This window comes from Pseudomonas lini (genome assembly GCF_030812475.1).
Classification (GTDB): Bacteria; Pseudomonadota; Gammaproteobacteria; order Pseudomonadales; family Pseudomonadaceae; genus Aquipseudomonas; species Aquipseudomonas lini_A.
This window is the reverse complement of record NZ_JAUSSR010000008.1, coordinates 194,152-216,525: the sequence shown is the minus strand read 5'-3', so window position 1 is coordinate 216,525 and position 22,374 is coordinate 194,152. Positions and strand designations below refer to the sequence as shown.

The window sequence follows — 22,374 nt, the reverse complement described above, 5'->3', positions numbered from 1 at the left end:
GTACCACCAGAACGACAAAGGGCGCCTTTCGGCGCCCCTTCACAACTTCCGTTTGCCATTTTTATTTCGGCAAGTCAGGTACTGGCGTGTAATTTCAATCCTAACGCCTTGATGACTTTCAGAATGGTGCCGAAATCAGGATTCCCCTCACCTGACAAGGCGCGGTAGATACTTTCCCGAGAAAGCCCTGCACCCCTAGCGACCTGAGTCATGCCGCGTGCACGTGCAATGGTCCCGAGAGCCTTGGCGATGAACGCGAGATCATCTCCCGCCTCTTCCATGCAAGCGTCCAGATAATTAGCCATGTCCTCTTCGGTCTTGAGGTATTCGGCAGAGTCCCAGCGAGTGAACTGTTCGGTCATGGCCTATTAGCGTGGATCAAGGTTATCCAGCACCCGATTCACCGCCAGCTCTCCCAACATGATCGACTGCTGAATCCCCAGCAGTGTGTTGCATTGCGATCCTTGCAGATACCTCGCGAAGTCACTCGCCATGACATTCGCTGATGCCAGGGATTCGCAGGCGTATTCCAGCAGGGTTAGATTGTCGATACCGGGGGCGATGAGGAAGATTTCGCTGGGTGTGCGTTGTGTTTGGTTAGTGGGCGCCGCTCTATCGGCGGCTTCGTCGCGCGCTTCTGAATCGGTAGATTCGGATAAAGCGGACGGATCAGTGTCCGGTGAACTTGTAGTCGATTTGAGCATTCCTGGATACCAAAGTCAGGGCGACCACCATCAAGCTACTAAACAAGAGGTGGTAGCTGTACGCAGGTTAGTAGACCGGGAATCCAGGAAGCCGGCGCGCCCGAGAGCGCCCTACGCACAGCCACCATAAAGTGCAGGGATGGGGTACCTGACTGTCTGATGCGCTATACGCCCTGGAAAACACCGGGCTACTAAACCCGATCACTGGGAATCAGTGACGCGAATCAAGTTACCGGCGGGTCCCAAGGCGCACAAGCCGGCGGATTCTGGATTAGTTGTAGGCAACACCGCAAGGCGCTGTAGCCTCTCCGGATTACTTCGGAGACGTCCTACAGCAAGCGGTATATCTTCTGATAGGGTGAATACTCCATCGTCTTGGACAACTGCCCCTTTTTTGGTGTTCTTGCTGGCGCCTTCGCGGGCAAGCCCGCTCCCACAGGGTTCGGCAGTGGGGCGAAAATCGGGTTCACACCGCTGGACCTGTGGGAGCGGGCTTGCCCGCGATTGACTCGGGCCGCGTTCGGACGCAGCAGTCACGGCCTCAGCGGCTCTACCTTGCTCGTCAGCAGCTCGATAAACGCCTTCGCCATCGGCGACTTCTGATCCTTGCGCTGTACCAGCCACACCGCCGACACCGCCGCTGGATCCAGCAACGGCCGATAGACCACACCATCAATGCGCATCCGTTGATAAGACGCCGGCAGCACCGATACCCCCAATCCCGCCGCGACCAAACCGATGATGGTCATCGCCTCCCCCGCCTCTTGCGCAAAGTGCGGGTTGAAGCCGGCATCCCGGGCCAGGCTGAGCAATTGTGCGTACAGGCCGCTGCCGTAGCTGCGCGGGAAAAATACGAAGGGTTCGTGAGCCAGGGCCGAGAGGAATAATCCTTCTTCGTTACCGGCCACCAGCGGATGCTTGGAACTGAGGACCGCCACCAGAGGTTCGCGCATCAGCTCCACCACGCTGAGTGAGTCCGGCAGCCCGAGCGGGCGCATGATGCCGACCTCGATCGAATCGTCCAGCAGTGCGTCGGCCACCTGGGTGCTGCTCATTTCCCGCAGGTTCAAATGCACGGCAGGGAAGCGCTGGCGAAACGAAAAAATCGCCTGAGGGATCGTCGAGTTGAATGGGGCGGACGAGGTGAAGCCGATCTTCAGTTCGCCCAACTCACCCAACTGTGCCCGCCGAGCCACATCCGCCGCTTTATCGACCTGCGCCAACACCAATCGCGCCTCTTCCAGAAACAAGCGACCGGCCTCACTCAGCTCGACCCGACGATTGGTACGTTCGAACAGCCGTGCGCCCACTTCCTGTTCCAGCGCCTGGATCTGCTGACTCAGCGGCGGCTGGGAGATGCCCAACACCTGTGCAGCGCGGCCGAAATGCAGTTCTTCGGCAACGGCGATGAAGTAGCGCAGATGACGCAGTTCCATGAAAGCTCCATTAGGTCGTAAAACCTCTCAAACAGGTCGAACAATATATTGGATTGAATCATTAGGCAGCTATATGCTTTTTCCATTGCCTGATCGGCTGCGCCCTCCGAGGTCTGAAGTGAAAACTGCTGTCGCTCCACTCGCCCATGACATTCCGCCCGCCGTGCAAGTCGACGTCGTCGCGCAGGTGAATGACATTTACATCGAAAAAGCCACGCCGCTGTTCATGCGCACGGTGCTGGCGTTATTCTCCGCCGGCTTCGCGACCTTCGCCCTGCTGTACTGTGTGCAACCGATGATGCCGCTGCTGTCCCACGAGTACGCCATCAACGCGGCCCAGAGCAGCCTGATTCTGTCGGTGGCCACTGGCATGCTCGCCATCGGCTTGTTGATCACCGGCCCCCTCTCTGACCGTGTGGGGCGTAAACCGGTCATGGTTGCGGCGTTGTTCGCGGCGGCGCTGTGCACCATCGCCAGCTCCATGATGCCGAGCTGGCACGGCGTGTTGCTCATGCGTGCGCTGATCGGGTTGTCATTGAGCGGGCTGGCCGCGGTGGCCATGACGTACTTGAGCGAAGAGATCCACCCGCAGCACCTTGGCCTGGCCATGGGCCTGTACATCGCCGGCAACGCGATCGGCGGGATGAGCGGACGCTTGATTACCGGGGTGTTGATCGACTTCATCAGCTGGCACGCGGCGATGCTGGTGATCGGCGGCCTGGCGCTGATCGCGGCGGCGGTGTTCTGGAAGATTCTCCCCGAGTCGCGCAACTTCCGCCCTCGCTCATTGCACCCGCGCAGCCTGCTGGACGGCTTCACCCTGCACTTTCGCGATGCCGGCCTGCCGCTGTTGTTCCTCGAAGCCTTTGTGTTGATGGGCGCGTTCGTCACCCTGTTCAACTACATCGGTTATCGCCTGCTGGCCGAGCCGTATCACATGGATCAGGCCTTTGTCGGGCTGCTCTCGGTGGTGTACCTGTCGGGCATCTACAGCTCGGCAAAAGTCGGCGCCCTGGCTGACAGACTCGGTCGGCGCAAAATGCTCTGGGCCACCATCGTGCTGATGATTGCCGGCCTCGCCCTGACCCTGTTCACGCCGTTACCGATGGTGATCGTCGGCATGCTGATTTTCACCTTCGGCTTCTTCGGCGCCCATTCGGTGGCCAGCAGCTGGATCGGCCGCCGTGCGCTCAAGGCCAAGGGGCAAGCGTCATCGCTGTACCTGTTCAGCTATTACGCCGGCTCGAGCATTGCCGGCACGGCAGGTGGGGTGTTCTGGCATCTGGGCGGGTGGAACGGGATCGGGCTGTTTATCGGAGCGCTGCTGGTGGTGGCATTGCTGATCGCTTTGAAGCTGGCGAAGTTGCCGCCATTAGGCGATGTAAAAGCCTGAAGCTGTAGATACTTCCCCCTGTGGGAGCGGGCTTGCTCGCGAAAGCGGTGGGTCAGTCGACATCAATGTGAATGTTCAGCCGCATTCGCGAGCAAGCCCGCTCCCACATTGATCGAGATTTTACTTGATACCTCATGCAAAACGCCCGGCGAATGCCGGGCGTTTTTTATCGGGTCACGATCACTCGTGATACTGCGCCGACAACTCATGCACTGCACGCAAGAACGCACCGGCGTGTTCCGGATCGACTTCGGGGGTGATGCCATGGCCGAGGTTGAACACATGGCCGCTGCCCTTGCCGTAGCTGGAGAGGATGCGGCCGACTTCGGTGCGAATGGCTTCAGGCTTGGCGTAGAGCACGGTCGGGTCCATGTTGCCTTGCAGGGCGACTTTATCGCCGACGCGAGCACGGGCGCTGCCGATGTCGCAAGTCCAGTCAAGGCCCAGTGCGTCAGCGCCGGCGTCGGCGATGCTTTCCAGCCACAGGCCGCCGTTCTTGGTAAAGATAATGACGGGTACTTTGCGGCCTTCGTGTTCGCGGATCAGGCCGCTGACGATTTTGCGCATGTAAGCCAGGGAGAATTCCTGGTACGCCGCCGCCGAGAGGCTGCCGCCCCAGCTGTCGAAGATCTGCACCGCTTGTGCGCCGGCCATGATCTGGCCGTTGAGGTAGCTGGTGACCGTCTGCGCGAGTTTGTCCAGCAGCAGGTGCAAGGCTTGCGGGTTGTCGTAGAGCATGGTTTTGGTCTTGCGGTAGTCTTTCGACGAGCCGCCCTCGACCATGTAGGTGGCCAAGGTCCATGGGCTGCCCGAGAAGCCGATCAGCGGCACGCGACCGTTCAGTTCGCGGCGAATGGTGCTGACCGCGTCCATGACGTAGCCGAGGTCTTTGTGCGGGTCCGGGATCGGCAGGGCTTCGATGTCCGCCAGGGTGCTGACGACTTTCTTGAAGCGCGGACCTTCACCGGTTTCAAAGTACAGGCCCTGGCCCATGGCGTCCGGGATGGTGAGGATGTCGGAGAACAGGATCGCCGCGTCCAGTTGCGGATAGCGGTCGAGCGGCTGCATCGTGACTTCGCAAGCGAACTCCGGATTCATGCACAGGCTCATGAAATCACCGGCCTTGGCACGGCTGGCGCGGTATTCCGGCAGGTAGCGACCGGCCTGACGCATCATCCACACAGGGGTGACGTCCACGGGTTGCTTGAGCAGGGCACGAAGGAAACGGTCGTTCTTCAGGGCAGTCATGTCGGCATCCGGAAAAAAAGTGCGGGCATTTTCTCAGAGCGCGACGCAAAAGGCACGGTTGCAGGTCAGCCTTTTGTCTATCGGGTCAATTTGTCGCGGTGGAATGCGGAATTTAGCAACACCGCGAAACAACTGTGGGAGCGAGCTTGCTCGCGATGGCGGCGTCAAATTCAACACTTCTGTCGACTGATCCACCGCTATCGCGAGCAAGCTCGCTCCCACATTTTGATCCCATTTCAAATCGAAATCAGGGTTTAGACGCCCAGGTAATCCAGGATCCCTTCCGCGGCATTACGCCCTTCGAAGATCGCCGTCACCACCAGGTCGGACCCGCGAACCATATCGCCACCGGCGAAGATTTTCGGGTTGCTGGTCTGGTGCTTGTATTGACCTTGCTCCGGCGCCACGACGCGGCCCTGGCTGTCGGTCTGGATGCTGAACTGTTCGAACCACGGTGCCGGGCTTGGACGGAAACCGAACGCGATGACCACGGCGTCCGCCGGGATGATCTCTTCGGAGCCCGGGATCGGCTCGGGGCTGCGACGGCCGCGAGCGTCCGGTTCGCCGAGACGGGTCTCGACCACCTTCACGCCTTCGACGCGGTCTTCACCGACGATCGCGATAGGCTGACGGTTATAGAGGAATTTCACGCCTTCTTCCTTGGCGTTCTTCACCTCTTTGCGCGAGCCCGGCATGTTCGCTTCGTCACGACGATAGGCACAGGTCACCGACTTGGCGCCCTGACGGATCGACGTACGGTTGCAGTCCATCGCCGTGTCGCCACCACCGAGCACCACCACCTTCTTGCCTTTCATGTCGACGAAATCTTCCGGCGACTTTTCAAAGCCCAGGTTGCGGTTGACGTTGGCGATCAGGAAATCCAAAGCGTCGTGCACGCCCGGCAGATCCTCACCGGCAAAGCCGCCTTTCATGTAGGTATAAGTGCCCATGCCCATGAACACGGCATCGTATTCTTCGAGCAGTTGCTCGACGGTCACGTCCTTGCCCACTTCGGTGTTCAGGCGGAACTCGATGCCCATGCCGGTGAAGACTTCGCGGCGATTGCTCAGTACGGTCTTTTCCAGCTTGAACTCAGGGATGCCGAAGGTCAGCAGACCACCGATTTCCGGGTTCTTGTCAAACACCACCGGGGTCACGCCGCCACGCACCAGCACGTCGGCACAACCCAGGCCGGCAGGGCCGGCACCGATGATCGCGACACGCTTGCCGGTCGGCTTGACCTTGGACATGTCCGGGCGCCAGCCCATGGCGAACGCGGTGTCGGTGATGTACTTCTCGACCGAACCGATGGTCACCGCGCCGAAACCGTCGTTGAGGGTGCAGGCACCTTCGCACAGACGATCTTGCGGGCACACCCGGCCGCAGACTTCCGGCAGGGTGTTGGTCTGGTGCGACAGTTCGGCGGCCTGGAGGATGTTGCCCTCGGCCACCAGCTTCAGCCAGTTCGGAATGAAGTTGTGCACAGGGCACTTCCATTCGCAATACGGGTTACCGCAACCCAGGCAGCGGTGGGCCTGATCGGCCGAATGCTGGGGTTTGAAGGGTTCGTAGATTTCCACGAACTCTTTCTTGCGTTGACGCAACAGTTTCTTCTTCGGATCCTTGCGCCCGACATCGATGAACTGGAAGTCGTTATTCAGACGTTCAGCCATTGTTAAAACCTCATCAAACTCTTCAGGCGCATATCACTGCGGGTTGGCACGGGTGCTGGAAAGCAACGATTTCAGGTTGGCAGCCTTGGGCTTGACCAGCCAGAAACGACGCAAATAGTCATCGAGGTTTTCGGCGAGGTTACGACCCCACTCGCTGTCGGTTTCCTCGACGTATTCGTTCAGCACGCGTTGCAGGTGGCTACGGTAGGCTTCCATCGCCTCACCGCTGATCCGCTGGATTTCCACCAGTTCGTGGTTGACCCGGTCAACGAAGGAGTTGTCCTGGTCGAGCACGTAGGCGAAACCGCCAGTCATGCCTGAGCCGAAGTTGTAACCGGTCTTGCCCAGGACGCAGACGAAACCACCGGTCATGTATTCGCAGCAGTGATCGCCAGTGCCTTCAACCACGGTGTGAGCACCGGAGTTACGCACCGCGAAGCGCTCGCCCGCGGTCCCGGCGGCGAACAGCTTGCCCCCGGTGGCGCCGTAAAGGCAGGTGTTGCCGATGATGGCACTGTCCTGAGTCTTGTACATGCTGCCCTTGGGCGGAACGATGACCAGTTTGCCGCCGGTCATGCCTTTGCCGACGTAATCGTTGGCATCGCCTTCCAGGTACATGTTCAGGCCGCCGGCGTTCCACACACCGAAGCTCTGACCGGCCGTCCCGTTGAAGCGGAAGGTGATCGGCGCGCTTGCCATGCCCTGGTTGCCGTACTTGCGTGCGATTTCACCGGAGATCCGTGCACCGATGGAACGGTCGCAGTTGCAGATATCCAGGGCGAAATCGGCGCCGCTCATGTCGTTGATGGCCGACGTGGCCAGGTCGACCATTTTTTCGGCCAGCAGGCCTTTGTCGAACGGCGGGTTGCGGTCGACCTGGCAGAACTGAGGCTTGTCTGCCGGGATGTGATCGCTGCCCAGCAACGGAGTCAGGTCCAGGTGGTTCTGCTTGGCGGTCTGGCCCTCGAGGATGTCCAGCAGATCGGTACGACCGATCAGCTCTTCGAGGGAGCGCACGCCCAGCTTCGCCAGCCACTCACGGGTTTCTTCGGCGACGTAGGTGAAGAAATTCACCACCATATCGACGGTACCGATGTAGTGATCCTTGCGCAGCTTCTCGTTCTGAGTCGCGACGCCGGTAGCGCAGTTGTTCAGGTGGCAGATGCGCAGGTATTTGCAACCCAGGGCGATCATTGGCGCGGTGCCGAAGCCGAAGCTTTCAGCGCCGAGGATTGCCGCCTTGATTACGTCGAGGCCGGTTTTCAGGCCGCCGTCGGTCTGCACCCGGACTTTGCCGCGCAGGTCGTTGCCGCGCAGGGTCTGGTGGGTTTCGGCCAGGCCGAGTTCCCACGGAGCGCCTGCGTACTTGATCGAAGTCAGCGGCGATGCACCGGTACCGCCGTCGTAGCCGGAGATGGTGATCAAGTCCGCGTAGGCCTTGGCCACACCGGCGGCGATGGTGCCGACGCCTGCTTCTGCAACCAGCTTCACCGAGACCAGGGCCTTCGGGTTGACTTGTTTCAGGTCGAAAATCAGCTGCGACAAGTCTTCGATCGAATAAATGTCGTGGTGCGGCGGCGGCGAGATCAGGGTCACGCCCGGCACTGCGTAACGCAGTTTGGCGATCAGACCGTTGACCTTGCCCCCCGGCAGCTGACCGCCTTCGCCAGGCTTGGCGCCTTGGGCAACCTTGATCTGCAGCACTTCAGCGTTGACCAGGTATTCCGGGGTCACCCCGAAACGGCCGGTCGCGACTTGCTTGATTTTCGAGCTCTTGATGGTGCCGTAGCGCGCCGGGTCTTCGCCGCCTTCGCCGGAGTTGGAACGCGCACCGAGCCGGTTCATGGCTTCGGCCAGGGCTTCATGGGCTTCCGGCGACAGGGCGCCAAGGGAGATGCCGGCGGAGTCGAAGCGCTTGAGCACCGATTCCAGCGGTTCGATCTCGCTGATGTCCAGCGGCGTATCGAGGGTCTTGACCTTGAGCAGGTCGCGGATCATCGACACCGGGCGGTTATCCACCAGCGCCGTGTATTCCTTGAACTTGCCGTAGTCGCCTTGCTGCACAGCGGCTTGCAGGGTGTTGACCACGTCCGGGTTGTAGGCGTGATATTCGCCACCGTGGACGAACTTCAGCAGGCCGCCCTGCTGGATCGGCTTGCGCGGACTCCAGGCTTCGGCCGCCAGGGCTTTCTGCTCCGCTTCGATGTCGACGAAACGCGCGCCCTTGATGCGGCTTGGCACACCACGGAAGCTCAGGTCGCAGACTTCTTCGGACAGGCCGATAGCCTCGAACAGTTGCGCACCGCGGTACGAAGTAATGGTCGAAATCCCCATCTTCGAGAGAATCTTGAGCAGACCTTTGGTGATGCCTTTGCGGTAGTTCTTGAACACCTCATAGAGGTCGCCCAGCACTTCACCGGTTCGGATCAGGTCGCCCAGCACTTCGTAGGCCAGGAACGGATAAACGGCAGAGGCGCCGAAACCGATCAATACTGCAAAGTGGTGCGGATCGCGCGCAGTGGCGGTCTCGACCAGAATGTTGGAATCGCAACGCAGGCCTTTTTCAGTCAGGCGATGATGCACCGCACCGGTAGCGAGCGAAGCGTGGATCGGCAACTTGCCCGGGGCGATGTGACGGTCACTCAGCACAATTTGGGTGCGACCGGCGCGAACGGCTTCTTCGGCCTGATCGGCGACATTGCGCACCGCCGCTTCAAGGCCAACGCTCTCGTCGTAGTTGAGGTCAATGATCTGACGCTCGAAGCCTGGGCGGTCGAGGTTCATCAGCGAGCGCCACTTTGCCGGGGAAATAACCGGCGAACTGAGGATCACGCGCGAGGCATGGTCCGGCGACTCCTGGAAGATATTGCGCTCGGCGCCGAGGCAGACTTCCAGCGACATGACGATCGCTTCGCGCAGCGGGTCGATCGGCGGGTTGGTCACCTGCGCGAACTGCTGACGGAAATAGTCGTACGGCGTGCGCACGCGCTGGGACAGCACGGCCATCGGCGTATCGTCGCCCATCGAGCCGACAGCTTCGTAGCCTTGCTCGCCGAGCGGACGCAGCACCTGGTCGCGCTCTTCGAACGTGACCTGGTACATCTTCATGTACTGCTTGAGCTGATCGACGTCGTAGAACGCCGAACCGTGGTCGTTGTCTTCCATGGTCGCCTGGATGCGCAGGGCATTCTTGCGCAGCCATTGCTTGTACGGGTGACGGGACTTCAAGCGGTTGTCGATGGCATCGGTGTCGAGGATCTGGCCGGTTTCGGTGTCCACGGCAAAGATCTGGCCCGGGCCGACGCGCCCCTTGGCGATCACGTCTTCAGGCTGGTAGTTCCAGACACCGATTTCCGAGGCCAGGGTGATGAAGCCATTCTTGGTGGTGACCCAGCGCGCCGGACGCAGACCGTTACGGTCGAGCAGGCACACCGCGTAGCGACCGTCGGTCATTACCACGCCGGCCGGGCCGTCCCACGGTTCCATGTGCATCGAGTTGTATTCGTAGAACGCCCGCAGGTCCGGGTCCATGGTTTCGACGTTCTGCCACGCAGGCGGAATGATCATGCGCACGCCGCGGAACAGGTCGATGCCACCGGTGACCATCAGCTCGAGCATGTTGTCCATGCTGGAGGAGTCGGAACCTACGCGGTTGACCAGCGGGCCGAGCTCTTCCAGATCCATCAGATCGTTGGTGAACTTGGTGCGCCGGGCCTGGGCCCAGTTGCGGTTGCCGGTGATGGTGTTGATCTCGCCGTTGTGGGCGAGGAAGCGGAACGGCTGAGCCAGCGGCCATTTCGGCAGGGTGTTGGTGGAGAAGCGCTGGTGGAACACGCAAATCGAAGTTTGCAGGCGCTCGTCGCTGAGGTCTGGATAGAAGGCGGTCAAATCCGCCGGCATCATCAGGCCTTTGTAAATGATGGTCTTGTGGGAAAAGCTGCAGATGTAGTGATCGACGTCGGCGGCGTTGGCCACGGACGAGCGACGACGAGCGCTGAACAGCTTGATCGCCATGTCCTGGTCGCTCAGGCCTTCGCCGCCGATGTACACCTGCTCGATCTGCGGCAGGCGCTCAAGGGCCAGGCGGCCGAGGACGCTGGTGTCGATCGGCACTTTGCGCCAGCCGACCAGGGTCAGACCTTCGGCCAGGATCTCGCGGTTCATGTTCTCGCGAGCGGCTTCGGCTTTGACCGGGTCCTGGTTGAAGAAGACCATGCCCACTGCATATTGCTTGGGCAGTGCGACGCCGAACGTTTCCTGGGCGATGGCTCGCAGGAACACGTCCGGCTTTTGAATCAGCAGACCGCAACCGTCACCGGTCTTGCCGTCGGCGTTGATCCCACCGCGGTGGGTCATGCAGGTCAGGGCCTCTACGGCCGTTTGCAAAAGGGTATGACTGGGTTCGCCCTGCATATGGGCTATCAGGCCGAAACCGCAGTTATCCTTGAATTCATCTGGTTGGTACAGACCTGCTTTCATAGACACTTTCTCACCAGGCTGCCCCTTATCAGGGCAAATTTCTTTTCAATTCAACCGCTTGCCATCCGCGCCGAACGTACGTCAGCTTTGCAGGGGCAAAAGGGAGGTCATTGTACACACCGACACTTGGCCTCACAAATTTGGCGACGAACTGTCGCAAATCTATGTCGCATTTGTGAAAGGTTTAAAGCGATCCGCTGTGCTAGTCAAAACTTTTTTAATTTTGACCGCTACGACTCAAAGACTACTGTGACGCAGACACCACAAGGCACGCGGCCCAGGGTCCGCTGGTGCTTGCTGACGAACCGCGTTGCGATGCCAACATGTGCGAGGCAAGGCGCGGAATGCTGCCAATGGCTCTTCCCTTGGCAAATCCCGCAACGCAGCCTCGCGCTAGTTGGCGCGCAACGCGGTCGTCAGCAAGCGCCAGCAGCCCCCTTTAGGCAGCGCACACTTGCGGAAAATTTTGAGGTGCCTGGAGAGGCGGCCTGGGTAAGGCCGCCGAATCTTCAGCGAGTTGCTGCCAGTTCCTGTTGGACGCTGGCGACAGTGCGAGGCCAAGGTTTACCAGCCTGAACCTTCGCTGGCAAGGCCTTGATGGCGCTAAGGGCTGCATCGCGGTTGGTGAAGCTACCATAGGTGATGACGTAAAGCGGTTTGCCGTTGAGCACTTTCTTGAAATAACGGTACTCGCCGCCCTGCTCTTTCACGAAGTTTTGCGCGGACGCTTCGGAGCTGGTGCCGAGGATCTGCACCACGTAGTTGGTCGGTGCTTGACCGGCGTACCAGGTGCCACCGGCGGCTTTAGCCACGGTGACTGGCTTGTCGGCAGGCTTGGCAGGCGCAACGGCTGGCTTGGCGGGCGCCGGAGCCGGAGCCGGTTTCGCCGCAGGTGCCGGGGCAGGCTTGGCCGTTGCGACCTGAGTCGGAGCAGGCGCTGGCTTGGTCGCCGGAGTCGGTGCCGGCCCTGGCTGGATGCCGGCAGGTGGCGCAGTTGTCGTCACGGTCGGCGGCGTGGCGCTGGAACCCTCAATCGGAACGCCGTCGTCGCCTTCGGTGATACCGCCGGCCGCTTCGGCCAGGGGACCGCGCATGACCGGTTGCGAGTTACCGACCAGCGGTAACGGCATCGGTTGCGAATTACCGTTGAACTCCATGGCCGGAGCACCGTTGCTGTCAGATTGCGGCGCACCCTGACCGGGCTGTTGTTGCGCCTGTTCGTTGGCGGGCGCGCCAGTGGTCGGTGCTTTGCTGCGACCCGGCATCAACCAGGCGGCGGCTACCGCGACCACGACGACGGCGGAAATCGCCAATACGTGTTTCTTCGGCATATTGAACCCCATACTTGGACGCTTGACCGCTGAGCGGCTGGCAATCATGGCTTCGATCATCGCATCGCGGGCAACCTGGTTGATGGTGCCAGGCCAACCGTCGGAGCTTTCGTGAATATCAGAGATCTGTTTTGCGGTGAAAAGTTCGATTCCGCGACCGGCGCCCTCGAGCCGCTGGTCCATATATTCCCGGGTTTCTTCTTCCGTGTAGGGCTGCAACTCGATAACGTGAAAACGCTCTTCCTCAAGCGTCAATGCATCCAGCTGTGCGATCAGCGAAGACTCGCCGAACAGGAACACATGCGGACGACCTTCCGGTGCGCCCGCCGCCAAGGCCATCAAGGCGTCCAGCGCGGACTCGTCGAGTTGCTCGGCATCATCCACCAGCAGGTAGACTTCCTGCCCCGTGAGCGCCAGTTGCACCACTTGAGCCAGAATCGCTCCGATCTCCGGCTGTGCAACGTTCAGCGCCTGGGCCACCTGCTGCAGCACGCCGGTTGCATCACCGGCACCACGGGCGGAAACCACCACACTCTGCACAGTCTGCTTGTTGGTACTGGCCACCAGGGCCTGGCGCAACAGGGTCTTGCCACTGCCTTGCGGACCGGTGACGACCAACAGCAACTGGCTATAGCGCGCCAGGTGATGCAACTGTCCCAGCACCGGCTTGCGCTGGGCAGGGAAAAACTTGAAACCAGGCACCCGCGGAGCAAAAGGGTCATGGCTCAACTGGTAATGGCCGAGGAAAGCCTCGTCGGCATGCAAACTAGTCATCGGGATCTATTAACCTTTAAGCTGAGCCAGGGCGCGGTAATCCGCTCCCAGCGTGGCCTGTAAAACCTCTTTCGGATAATCGTCGGTCACCACCGCTTCGCCCATGTGGCGCAGCAGCACCAGGCGCAAACGACCGTCGATCACTTTCTTGTCAATTGCCATGTGTTCGAGAAAATCGGCTTCAGTCATTTCTTCAGGCGGGATGACCGGCAGCCCGGCGCGCTGGAACAGTCGAATGCCCCGATCGCGCTCCTGCTCGCTGATCCAGCCCAGGAGTGCGGACATCTGCAAAGCCATTACGGTGCCAGCTGCCACCGCTTCACCATGCAGCCAGACACCATAGCCCATATGGGTTTCGATAGCGTGACCGAAGGTGTGACCCAGGTTCAACGTGGCGCGAACGCCCGTCTCCTTCTCGTCGGCACCCACGACAGCTGCCTTGGCGGCACAGGAACGCTCGATGGCGTAGGTCAGGGCAACCTGGTCCAGGGCACGCAGGCGATCGACGTTTTCTTCGAGCCAGGTCAGGAACGGCTCATCGCAGATCAGTCCGTACTTGATGACTTCAGCAAGCCCGGCAGACAGTTCGCGGGCCGGCAGGGTATTGAGGGTGGCGGTATCGATCAGCACCACGTTCGGCTGATAGAAGGCGCCGACCATGTTCTTGCCCAGTGGATGATTGATCCCGGTCTTGCCGCCCACCGACGAGTCGACTTGCGACAGCAACGTGGTCGGGACCTGGATGAAGTCGACACCGCGCTGGTAGCAGGCGGCGGCAAAACCGGCCATGTCACCGATTACGCCGCCACCGAGGGCAATCACCGTGGTGCGACGGTCGTGACGCGCGGTCAGCAGCCCGTCGAAGATGAGCTGCAGGGTTTCCCAGGTCTTGAAGGCTTCGCCGTCGGGCAGCACCACGGAAATGACCGAGAATGGTGCGAGGCTGCGGGTCAGACGCTCGAGATAGAGCGGCGCAACGGTTTCGTTGGAGATGATCGCCACTTGCCGTCCGCGGATATGCGGGGCCAGCAGCTCAGGCTGATCCAACAAACCTTCGCCAATATGAATCGGGTAGCTGCGCTCGCCTAGATCGACCTTGAGTGTCTGCATGTGTCCCCACAGTAAAGATGGAATCAGGCGTCCTGCCTTGGGTTAACCAATGTCTACGGCGTCTGCTGGTGTGACGCCGTTCGGTAGCCATGCGCCACAACCTTGAGCGGCCGTGACAGCGCCCGAGGATAGCGCATTTCGCGCTGCGCTTTAACGGGGAGGCAGCTGTTGCAAGCGCTCGAGAATATCAAGCACCACCATTCGCGGCGGGCGCTCATCGGTTTCCACCACCAGATCGGCGATTTCCCTATAAAGCGGATCGCGAATCGCCAGCAGGTCTCGAAGGGTCTTGGCCGGATCGGCAGTACGCAGCAACGGACGATTGCGGTCACGCGAGGTGCGACCGACCTGTTGCTCGACGGACGCGTGCAGATACACCACCCGACCACCGGCATGCAGCGCCCGACGATTGGCTTCACGCATGACCGCGCCGCCACCGGTTGCCAGCACCACGCCATCGCAGCCGCACAGCTCGGCGATCATCGCCTGCTCGCGGTCACGAAAGCCCGGCTCGCCTTCCTTATCGAAAATCCACGGGATATTGGCGCCCGTGCGCAATTCAATTTCCTTATCGGAATCCTTGAACGGCAGGCGCAGCTCTTTGGCCAGCAAACGGCCGATGGTGCTTTTTCCAGCCCCCATCGGTCCAACAAGAATCAAATTTCGCACAGAATCAATGACTCACAGCAATCGCCTGATTGTTCATGATACGCGGAGTGAGAAATACCAGCAGCTCGGATTTTTTCTCCGAAACCACGTCACGCCGGAAAAGGCGGCCAAGATACGGCACATCGCCGAGAAATGGCACCTTATCTACAACCTTGCTCTGAGTATTTGAGAAAACCCCACCGATTACGATGGTCTCGCCGTCATTGACCAGCACCTTGGCATTGACCTCGTTTTTCTTTATCGGCGGCACATCCTGGACTTTGTTCAAGTAGTCCGGCTCATCCTTGGTGACCTTGACCTCCATGATGATCCGGTTGTCAGGGGTGATTTGCGGCGTCACTTCCAGCGATAGCGAGGCCTCCTTGAACGACACCGACGTGGCACCGCTGGAACTGGCCTCCTGGTAGGGAATTTCAGTGCCCTTGAGGATTTTCGCGGTCTCCTTGTCGGACGTGACCACCTTGGGTTGCGAGACGATTTCGCCGTTGCCGGTCTTCTCCATCGCTGTCAGCTCGAGGTCGAGCAACACGTTGTCGGTGATGAACGCGATGCCCAGCCCCGAAGTATTGCCGGTGGTCCCCATATCGACGAACGGCGAGTTGGTGCTGGTGCTGCCTGGCGTACCGATGGTGGTCGACGAGCCGGAGCTGACCCCCGAAGCGTTCCAGTTGCCCTTGTTCTGCACCGAACCGCCCCAGCGCACCCCGAGACTCTTGTCATAGTCGACATTGGCCTCGACGATTCGCGCCTCGATCATCACCTGCCGCACCGGAATATCCAGCTGCGCAACGATACGGCGAAGTTCGTCAAGGCGGTCCTGGGTCTGGTAGGCAATGATGTTGTTGGTCCGCTCATCGACGGTGATCGAGCCGCGCTCGTCCGTTTCCGCCTGCTTGTTGGTCACTGACTTGAACAACTCGGCGATGTCCTTCGCCTTGGCGTAGTTCACTTGCAGCAATTCGCGACGCAAAGGCGCCAATTCGGCAATCTGCTTCTGCGATTCGAGCTCCTGGCGTTCGCGCGCGGCAATCTCATCGGCGGGCGCTACCAGCAACACATTGCCGATCTTGCGTTTGTCCAGGCCTTTGGTTTTCAGCACCAGGTCCAGCGCCTGGTCCCATGGCACGTTCTGTAACCGCAGGGTGATGCCGCCCTGCACCGTGTCGCTGGCCACCAGGTTGAGGTTGGTGAAATCGGCGATCAGCTGCAGCACCGAGCGCACATCGATGTCCTGGAAATTCAGCGAGAGCTTTTCGCCGGTGTAGGCGAAACGCTCGGCGTTGCGTTTTTGCAGGTCGTCGACGGTCATCGGCCGGATGCTGACCGTGAGCTTGTTGTCGGTCTGATAGGTCGAATAGTCAAAGGCTCCGGTGGGCTCGATGCTGATGGTGGCCCGGTCGCCTGTCGCGCTGGCATTGACGAACTGCACGGGAGTGGCGAAGTCCTTCACGTCCAGGCGCACCCGCAATGGTTCGGGCAGCTGGGTCCTGGCGAAGCCGAGAATGATCTTGCCGTCTCGCTCCTGGATGTCCGGGGCGATGGAAGGGTCCGACAGATCGATGACCACATTGCCTTCGCCCTGGGTGCCGCGCTGGAAATCCACGCCCCGGATGGCCTTGCCCACCGGCGCATACGTCCTGGCCGGGGCTGGCGTTGCGGTGGCAGCACGAGGTGCACTGGCGGGTCGGGGCGCGGCCTTCGCGGCGCCTTGGCCGACGACCACGAACAGCGTGTTGCCCTCGACCCGCGCGTTATACGGGGCCAACTGAGTCAGGTTGATGATCAGCCGCGTGCGGTCCTTGGCTTCCACTACCGTGGCGCTGCGGGCATTGCCGCCCCCCAGCTCACGATTCTTGCTCTTCAGTTGACTGACCACCCCGGGCAGATCCAGTGCAATCCGTGCCGGCGACTCCGTCGTGTAACCACGAGGCGTCGGGGGCTGTCCATCGAAAGACAACTTCAACTCGACGCGATCGCCCGGTAACGCCGAGACCTCCAGCGTCTTGAGGTTGGCCGCTAGCACCATCGGCGACAGCAGCGCTATCCATAGCGAAATACCGAGGGTGGAGAAAATCCTGTTCATTGTTCGAGTTCCACTATGAGTGCTCTTTCAAAGGAATGGTCCGCGGCCGCTCCAGCCAGGCGCCCTGGCCGTCCGGAACGATTTCGACCACATCGACCTGCGAGCCGCTGATGGCGACGATCCGCCCATCGTTACGTCCCAGGTAATCGCCGACTTTCAGCCGATGCACACCGCCCGCTCCGCGCAACAGCGCAAAGGAACCGGTCGCATTGGAGAGGGTGCCGACCATTTCAAACTGCTCGATGTTGAAACCTTCGAGGTATTGCTTGACCCGACCGGGGTCGGGCTTGACGTTGCGCGAGCCGTGTTTCTGACCCGCCAGATCGACTCTGACCTGTTTGGAAAACGGGCTTCGCAGGTTGGCGGCGCTGTAGGTGAACGTGGGGTAAGACCGGAATACCGGGGTTGGTTCAATCTTGCCCCGCGGTCGCAGGCGCACTTCATTCATGTAGGCATCGAGGTCGCTGACGTCATTGTCGCCGCCACAACCGGCCAGGCCGGCGATGAATACCATCATCGAGACACAACGAATCGGGCTCATTTTTGCAGCCCCTTGTCGTTGTAGCGGTAAGTCTTGGCAAGGATGCTCATGCGCAACCTCGGGCCGCCGTCGGGATTGGCCGGAGCAATATCGAAATCATGCAAGGTTACAATGCGCGGCAGCCCCGCCACGCCACTGACGAAGGTTGCCAGGTCATGGTAGGCACCGGTGACGGTGATCTGGATCGGCAGCTCGATATAGAACTGCTGGGAGGCCTCCGGCAACAACTTGATCTCTTCGAACTCCAGGCCACTGCCCAGGCCGGTGCGGGTGATGTCCTCCAGCAGGCCGGGCACTTCGGTATCACTGGGCAATTGCCGCAGCAGCACGCCAAAGGAGTTCTCCATTTCCTTCATCTGCTGGGTATACAGCTCCAGGTTCGCTGCCATGTGGGCCTTGGTGGCGAATTGCTCCTTGAGTGCCGATTCTTCCTCGCGCTTGAGATCGAGGTGACCCTCCAGATCGCTGACGTACAAGCTGTACCCCAGCGCCAGCACCAATACCATCAGCAGGATACCCGCCGATGCCTTGATCGCCGGCGGCCAGGAGCCCATGTTGTTGGTATCCAGATCGTTGATATCGATCTTGCGCAAGCCTTCGAACCATTCGGAAAGCCTCATTTGGCGCCCTCCAGAGCCGGCTGGGTCTGACGAACAGTCAACTGGAAGACATTGGCCTGATCCAGCTGACCGGCGGTGGTCGCTTTGACTTCCGTGAGGTTGGGCGCATCGAACCAGTCGGACGCATCCAGATTGCGCATCAGGTCCGACACCCGATTATTGGATTCTGCCGCACCCGAAATGGACAAGGTCTTGTCGGCCATTTTCACTTCGGTGAAATACACGCCCTCCGGCAAGGTACGCGCCAGCTGATCGAAGATTCGCCCGCTGATGGGTCGATTGCCCTGCAGATCCTGGATGATGCGCATGCGCTCGACCAGTTGCTGGCGACGGGCCTTGAGGTCGCTGATTTGCTTGATCCGCTCATCGACCACGGCAATCTGCTTGCCGATGTAGTCGTTACGGGCCACTTGTCGATCGATGGCGCCTTTGATGACCTGGTCGGCAATCAGCACCGCACCCACCGAACCCGCCAGCACACCGACCAACGCCAGCAAAAAGCGCTTGCGCCGCGTTTCACGCAGCTCCTCGCGCCAGGGTAAAAGATTGATCCGCGCCATCAGTCGAAACTCCTGAGGGCCAGCCCGCAGGCAATCATCAAGGCCGGCGCATCACTGGCCAGGGCACCGGCGTTGACCTTGCTGCTCAGGCTCATTTCGGAGAAAGGGTTGGCCACTCGCGTGGGAGTGCCCAGTCGCTGCTCGATCAAGCGGTCCAGCCCCGAGACCGAAGCGGTACCGCCGGCCAGCAGGATGTGATCAACCGAGTTGTACTGGCCGGAGGCGAAAAAAAACTGCAATGAACGGGACACTTGCTGCACCAGCGCCTCGCGAAATGGTTGCAGGACTTCATTGACGTAATCGTCCGGCAGCCCGCCCTGTTTCTTCGCCAGCCCCGCCTGTTCGATAGTGAGCCCGTAACGGCGCTGGATTTCTTCCGTCAGCTGACGACCGCCGAACAATTGCTCCCGGGTATAGATGATGCGCCCGTTGTGCAGCACGCTCAGGGTGGTCATGGTGGCGCCGATGTCGACCACCGCCACCGTCAACCCCTCCTGAGAGGCCGCCAGATGACGCGTCAGCAAGCCGTATGATCGCTCCAGCGCGTAGGCCTCGACATCGACTACCCGAGCGGTGAGGCCTGCCAGGGCCAAGGCCGCCTCACGGACTTCGACGTTCTCCTTGCGACACGCCGCCAGCAGCACGTTGACCCGCTCGGGGCTGCGCGCCGACACACCCTGGACTTCAAAGTCGATGGCGACTTCGTCCAATGGATAAGGGATGTATTGATCGGCCTCGATCTTCAGCTGGTTTTCCATCTCGTCGTCGGAAAGACCGGCATCCATCTCGATGGTCTTGGTGATCACCGCCGAACCGGCGATGGCCACGGCGACGTTTCTCAGGCTGGTTTTGGCCTTTAGCAGCACGCGTGCGAGGGCCTGACCCACGCCTTCGAGCTCGGCGATATTTTTCTCGACCACCGCATTGGGGGGCAGCGGCTCGACCGCATAGGCCTCGACCCGATAGCGATCACCCTGACGGCTGAGCTCCAGAAGCTTTACCGACGTGGAACTGATGTCGATCCCCAGGAGCGTATTGGCCTTTTTATTGAAGAGTCCTAGCACTACCAATTCCCTATGACTTTCCGTGAGTTACGGACTCCGTAATACCCATTGCGTTCAAACCACCCGTCTTGACAGCAGCGCAAATGACGCCCTCGACGGAAAAATGCTTATAATGCCCAGCGATTTTTTTCCGCATTTACTCAAGCGCGGGTTTTCCTGTTTACCTGAACCCTGAGCCTAATTCATTCTTTGCCCTGGATATCCAAAAGCCTTGATTCGTCTGCTGAAATTTTTCGGGTGGTCCATCGTCGCCGTCTTCTGCGGACTGCTCCTTGGTCTGAGCGGCGCGTTTCTATACCTTAGCCCCGGATTGCCATCCGTGGAGGCACTGAGAAGCATTCAGTTGCAGATTCCATTGCGCGTGTATAGCAGCGACGACAAATTGATCGCGGAATTTGGCGAAATGCGCCGCACGCCGATCCGTTTCGCCGACATCCCCCCCAATTTCATCAATGCCCTGCTCAGCGCCGAAGACGACAATTTCGCCAACCACTACGGCGTCGATCCCGGCAGCCTGATGCGCGCCGCCACTCAATTGATCAAGAGCGGACACATCCAGTCCGGCGGCAGCACCATCACTATGCAGGTTGCGAAGAATTTTTTCCTTACCAGTGAACGCAGCTTCTCGCGAAAGACCACCGAAATCCTCCTGGCCCTGCAGATCGAACGGCAACTGACCAAGGACGAAATCCTTGAGTTGTACGTGAACAAGATCTATCTGGGCAACCGCGCCTACGGCATCGAGGCCGCAGCGCAAGTCTATTATGGCAAATCGATTCGAGACGTCAGCCTGGCACAGATGGCGATGATCGCCGGCCTGCCCAAAGCGCCGTCGCGCTTCAACCCGCTGGCCAACCCGACCCGCAGCAAGGAGCGTCGCGACTGGATCCTGGGGCGCATGTACAAGCTGGGCAAAATCACCGAAGCCGAGTATACCGCCGCGATAAACGAGCCGCTCAACGCCAGCTATCACGTGCCGACTCCGGAGGTGAATGCGCCGTACATCGCCGAAATGGCCCGCGCCGAAATGGTCGGACGCTATGGCAGCGATGCCTATACCGAAGGCTTCCGCGTCACCACCACGGTGCCGAGCAACCTGCAGGAAATGGCCAACACCGCGGTCCACGAAGGTCTGATGAGCTACGACCAGCGCCATGGCTATCGTGGCCCCGAGTCACGCCTGCCGGGCAAGACCCGCGAGGCCTGGGCTACCGAACTGACCAAACAGCGCACCATCAGCAGCCTTGAGCCGGCCATTGTCATTCAGGTCGACAAGACCGGGCTGCAGGTGCTGACCCGCACCGGGGAAGAACACGTCAGCTGGGACACCATGAAATGGGCGCGTCCGTTCCTGAACACCAACAGCATGGGTCCTAATCCGAAGCAGCCGTCGGATGTGGCCCAGGTCGGCGATCTGATTCGCGTCCAGCGTCAGACAGACAACTCGCTCAAGTTCAGCCAGATCCCACAAGCCCAGGGCGCACTGGTGTCCCTCGACCCGCAAAACGGAGCCATTCGCTCCCTGGTCGGCGGCTTTGCATTCGAGCAGAGCAACTACAACCGCGCTTTGCAGGCCAAGCGTCAACCGGGCTCGAGCTTCAAGCCGTTCGTCTACAGCGCCGCGCTGGATAACGGCTACACCGCCGCCAGCCTGGTGAACGACGCCCCTATCGTGTTTGTCGACGAATACCTGGATAAGGTTTGGCGCCCCAAGAACGACACCAACACCTTCCTCGGCCCGATCCGCATGCGTGAGGCGCTCTACAAATCGCGCAACCTGGTATCGATCCGCCTGCTGCAAGCGCTGGGTGTCGATCGCACCATCGACTACATCAGCAAGTTCGGCTTCAACAAACAGGACCTGCCGCGCAACCTGTCCCTGGCCCTGGGCACCGCCACTTTGACACCCATGGAAATCGCCACCGGCTGGAGCACCTTCGCCAACGGCGGCTACAAGATCACGCCGTACATCATCGAAAAGATCGAAAGCCGCAACGGCGACACGCTGTTCGTCGCCAACCCGCCAAGCGTTCCGAAAGGCGAAGCAGTCAGCGACGGCATAGCGGCCCCGGCCCCGGCTCCGACTGCCGACGCTTTCACCGTCAGCGCAACGCCAAGCGACACCTTGACGGCCCAGCCAGCGCCACCACCCCCAGCCGTGGCTGAACGCATTGTCGATGGCCGCACCACGTTCATCCTCAACAGCATGCTTGAGGACGTGATCAAACGCGGCACCGGCCGCCGCGCCCTGGCTTTGGGCCGCAGCGACATTGCGGGCAAGACCGGCACCACCAACGAATCCAAGGACGCCTGGTTCTCCGGCTACAACGCTGACTACGTGACCACCGTCTGGACCGGCTTCGACCAGCCTGAAAGCCTGGGTCGCCGGGAGTTCGGCGGCACTGTGGCGCTGCCGATCTGGATGAGCTACATGGGCGCCGCGCTCAAAGACAAGCCGCCCCATACGCAGCGGGAGCCGGAAGGCATCCTCAGCCTGCGGGTCGACCCGATCAGTGGCCGTGCAGCCAGTCCAGGCACCCCAGGCGCCTACTTCGAACTGTTCAAGGCCGAGGACACGCCACCGTCGGGTAACGAGCTGGGCAACGGCAATGCGCCGGGCAGCCCGCTGCCTGCGGATGAAGGCGCACCGATCGATTTGTTCTGATCGCGTAGCTACTCCAAAAAGCCC

16 protein-coding genes are annotated in these 22,374 nt (G+C 60.4%); 2 read left to right on the top strand and 14 right to left on the bottom strand.

The annotated features are described in order from the left end of the window. Window positions 1-74: 74 nt before the first annotated feature. The 3 genes from J2W17_RS17165 to J2W17_RS17155 all read right to left on the bottom strand — a co-directional run bounded on the left by J2W17_RS17165 (window position 75) and on the right by J2W17_RS17155 (window position 2,140). Window positions 75-362 carry an addiction module antidote protein gene (locus J2W17_RS17165; protein ID WP_307336400.1) on the bottom strand — a complete coding sequence of 96 codons (288 nt, stop codon included), beginning with the start codon at window positions 360-362 and terminating at the stop codon, window positions 75-77. Window positions 363-368: 6 nt separating this feature from the next. Then, window positions 369-704, bottom strand: coding sequence for a DUF6124 family protein (locus J2W17_RS17160; protein ID WP_307336397.1), 336 nt, complete (start codon window positions 702-704; stop codon window positions 369-371). Window positions 705-1,237: 533 nt separating this feature from the next. Beyond that, on the bottom strand, window positions 1,238-2,140 hold the full coding sequence (locus tag J2W17_RS17155; protein ID WP_307336395.1) for a LysR family transcriptional regulator: 903 nt from the start codon (window positions 2,138-2,140) through the stop codon (window positions 1,238-1,240). Window positions 2,141-2,291: 151 nt separating this feature from the next. Between J2W17_RS17155 and J2W17_RS17150 the strand changes: the two genes are divergently transcribed. After that, window positions 2,292-3,533, top strand: a complete 1,242-nt coding sequence (locus tag J2W17_RS17150) for an MFS transporter (RefSeq protein WP_444965462.1) — start codon at window positions 2,292-2,294, stop codon at window positions 3,531-3,533. Between the two features lie 180 nt (window positions 3,534-3,713). Here the strand turns inward: J2W17_RS17150 and hemE are convergent, their stop codons facing one another. From hemE to J2W17_RS17095, 11 genes are all read right to left on the bottom strand, one after another. After that, window positions 3,714-4,781, bottom strand: a complete 1,068-nt coding sequence (gene hemE / locus J2W17_RS17145) for a uroporphyrinogen decarboxylase (RefSeq protein WP_307336388.1) — start codon at window positions 4,779-4,781, stop codon at window positions 3,714-3,716. Window positions 4,782-5,035: 254 nt separating this feature from the next. Further along, window positions 5,036-6,454 (bottom strand): FAD-dependent oxidoreductase, encoded by a 1,419-nt coding sequence (locus J2W17_RS17140; protein WP_064675513.1) that lies wholly within the window; start codon window positions 6,452-6,454, stop codon window positions 5,036-5,038. 33 nt (window positions 6,455-6,487) lie between these two features. Next, window positions 6,488-10,933 carry a glutamate synthase large subunit gene (gene gltB / locus J2W17_RS17135; protein ID WP_307336383.1) on the bottom strand — a complete coding sequence of 1,482 codons (4,446 nt, stop codon included), beginning with the start codon at window positions 10,931-10,933 and terminating at the stop codon, window positions 6,488-6,490. Between the two features lie 509 nt (window positions 10,934-11,442). Further along, a complete protein-coding gene (locus J2W17_RS17130) occupies window positions 11,443-13,038 on the bottom strand; it encodes an AAA family ATPase (protein ID WP_307336380.1) in 1,596 nt (531 codons plus the stop codon). 9 nt (window positions 13,039-13,047) lie between these two features. After that, entirely contained in the window at window positions 13,048-14,148 is a 1,101-nt protein-coding gene (gene aroB / locus J2W17_RS17125) for a 3-dehydroquinate synthase (protein ID WP_064675510.1), read from the bottom strand. A 150-nt stretch (window positions 14,149-14,298) separates the two neighbouring features. Continuing rightward, window positions 14,299-14,817 (bottom strand): shikimate kinase AroK, encoded by a 519-nt coding sequence (gene aroK, locus J2W17_RS17120; RefSeq protein ID WP_010464421.1) that lies wholly within the window; start codon window positions 14,815-14,817, stop codon window positions 14,299-14,301. Between the two features lie 4 nt (window positions 14,818-14,821). Continuing rightward, complete coding sequence (pilQ, locus tag J2W17_RS17115) at window positions 14,822-16,900, bottom strand: type IV pilus secretin PilQ (protein ID WP_307336374.1); 2,079 nt, start codon at window positions 16,898-16,900, stop codon at window positions 14,822-14,824. A gap of 13 nt (window positions 16,901-16,913) precedes the next feature. Then, window positions 16,914-17,441: a pilus assembly protein PilP gene (locus tag J2W17_RS17110; RefSeq protein ID WP_307336371.1), complete on the bottom strand. Its 528-nt coding sequence runs from the start codon at window positions 17,439-17,441 to the stop codon at window positions 16,914-16,916. Next, window positions 17,438-18,061, bottom strand: a complete 624-nt coding sequence (gene pilO, locus J2W17_RS17105; protein ID WP_307336368.1) for a type 4a pilus biogenesis protein PilO — start codon at window positions 18,059-18,061, stop codon at window positions 17,438-17,440. Before pilO ends, J2W17_RS17110 begins: the two co-directional genes overlap by 4 nt. After that, window positions 18,058-18,621 (bottom strand): PilN domain-containing protein, encoded by a 564-nt coding sequence (locus J2W17_RS17100; RefSeq protein ID WP_307336366.1) that lies wholly within the window; start codon window positions 18,619-18,621, stop codon window positions 18,058-18,060. The genes pilO and J2W17_RS17100 overlap by 4 nt, the downstream gene beginning before the upstream one ends. Next, window positions 18,621-19,685 (bottom strand): pilus assembly protein PilM, encoded by a 1,065-nt coding sequence (locus J2W17_RS17095; protein ID WP_307336362.1) that lies wholly within the window; start codon window positions 19,683-19,685, stop codon window positions 18,621-18,623. The genes J2W17_RS17100 and J2W17_RS17095 overlap by 1 nt, the downstream gene beginning before the upstream one ends. A 214-nt stretch (window positions 19,686-19,899) precedes the next feature. On the opposite strand from J2W17_RS17095, the gene J2W17_RS17090 reads away from it, so the two are divergent. Continuing rightward, window positions 19,900-22,350 (top strand): penicillin-binding protein 1A, encoded by a 2,451-nt coding sequence (locus tag J2W17_RS17090; protein ID WP_373459987.1) that lies wholly within the window; start codon window positions 19,900-19,902, stop codon window positions 22,348-22,350. Window positions 22,351-22,374 lie beyond the last annotated feature (24 nt).

Excerpts from the sequence above, each read along its gene's own strand:
- J2W17_RS17165 (WP_307336400.1), bottom strand. The coding sequence starts at position 362 with ATGACCGAACAGTTCACTCGCTGGGACTCTGCCGAATACCTCAAGACC.
- J2W17_RS17110 (WP_307336371.1), bottom strand. The coding sequence starts at position 17,441 with ATGAGCCCGATTCGTTGTGTCTCGATGATGGTATTCATCGCCGGCCTG.
- aroB (WP_064675510.1), bottom strand. The coding sequence starts at position 14,148 with ATGCAGACACTCAAGGTCGATCTAGGCGAGCGCAGCTACCCGATTCAT.
- J2W17_RS17160 (WP_307336397.1), bottom strand. The coding sequence starts at position 704 with ATGCTCAAATCGACTACAAGTTCACCGGACACTGATCCGTCCGCTTTA.
- pilO (WP_307336368.1), bottom strand. The coding sequence starts at position 18,061 with ATGAGGCTTTCCGAATGGTTCGAAGGCTTGCGCAAGATCGATATCAAC.
- gltB (WP_307336383.1), bottom strand. The coding sequence starts at position 10,933 with ATGAAAGCAGGTCTGTACCAACCAGATGAATTCAAGGATAACTGCGGT.
- J2W17_RS17130 (WP_307336380.1), bottom strand. The coding sequence starts at position 13,038 with ATGACTAGTTTGCATGCCGACGAGGCTTTCCTCGGCCATTACCAGTTG.
- pilQ (WP_307336374.1), bottom strand. The coding sequence starts at position 16,900 with ATGAACAGGATTTTCTCCACCCTCGGTATTTCGCTATGGATAGCGCTG.
- J2W17_RS17140 (WP_064675513.1), bottom strand. The coding sequence starts at position 6,454 with ATGGCTGAACGTCTGAATAACGACTTCCAGTTCATCGATGTCGGGCGC.
- J2W17_RS17100 (WP_307336366.1), bottom strand. The coding sequence starts at position 18,621 with ATGGCGCGGATCAATCTTTTACCCTGGCGCGAGGAGCTGCGTGAAACG.
- J2W17_RS17155 (WP_307336395.1), bottom strand. The coding sequence starts at position 2,140 with ATGGAACTGCGTCATCTGCGCTACTTCATCGCCGTTGCCGAAGAACTG.
- hemE (WP_307336388.1), bottom strand. The coding sequence starts at position 4,781 with ATGACTGCCCTGAAGAACGACCGTTTCCTTCGTGCCCTGCTCAAGCAA.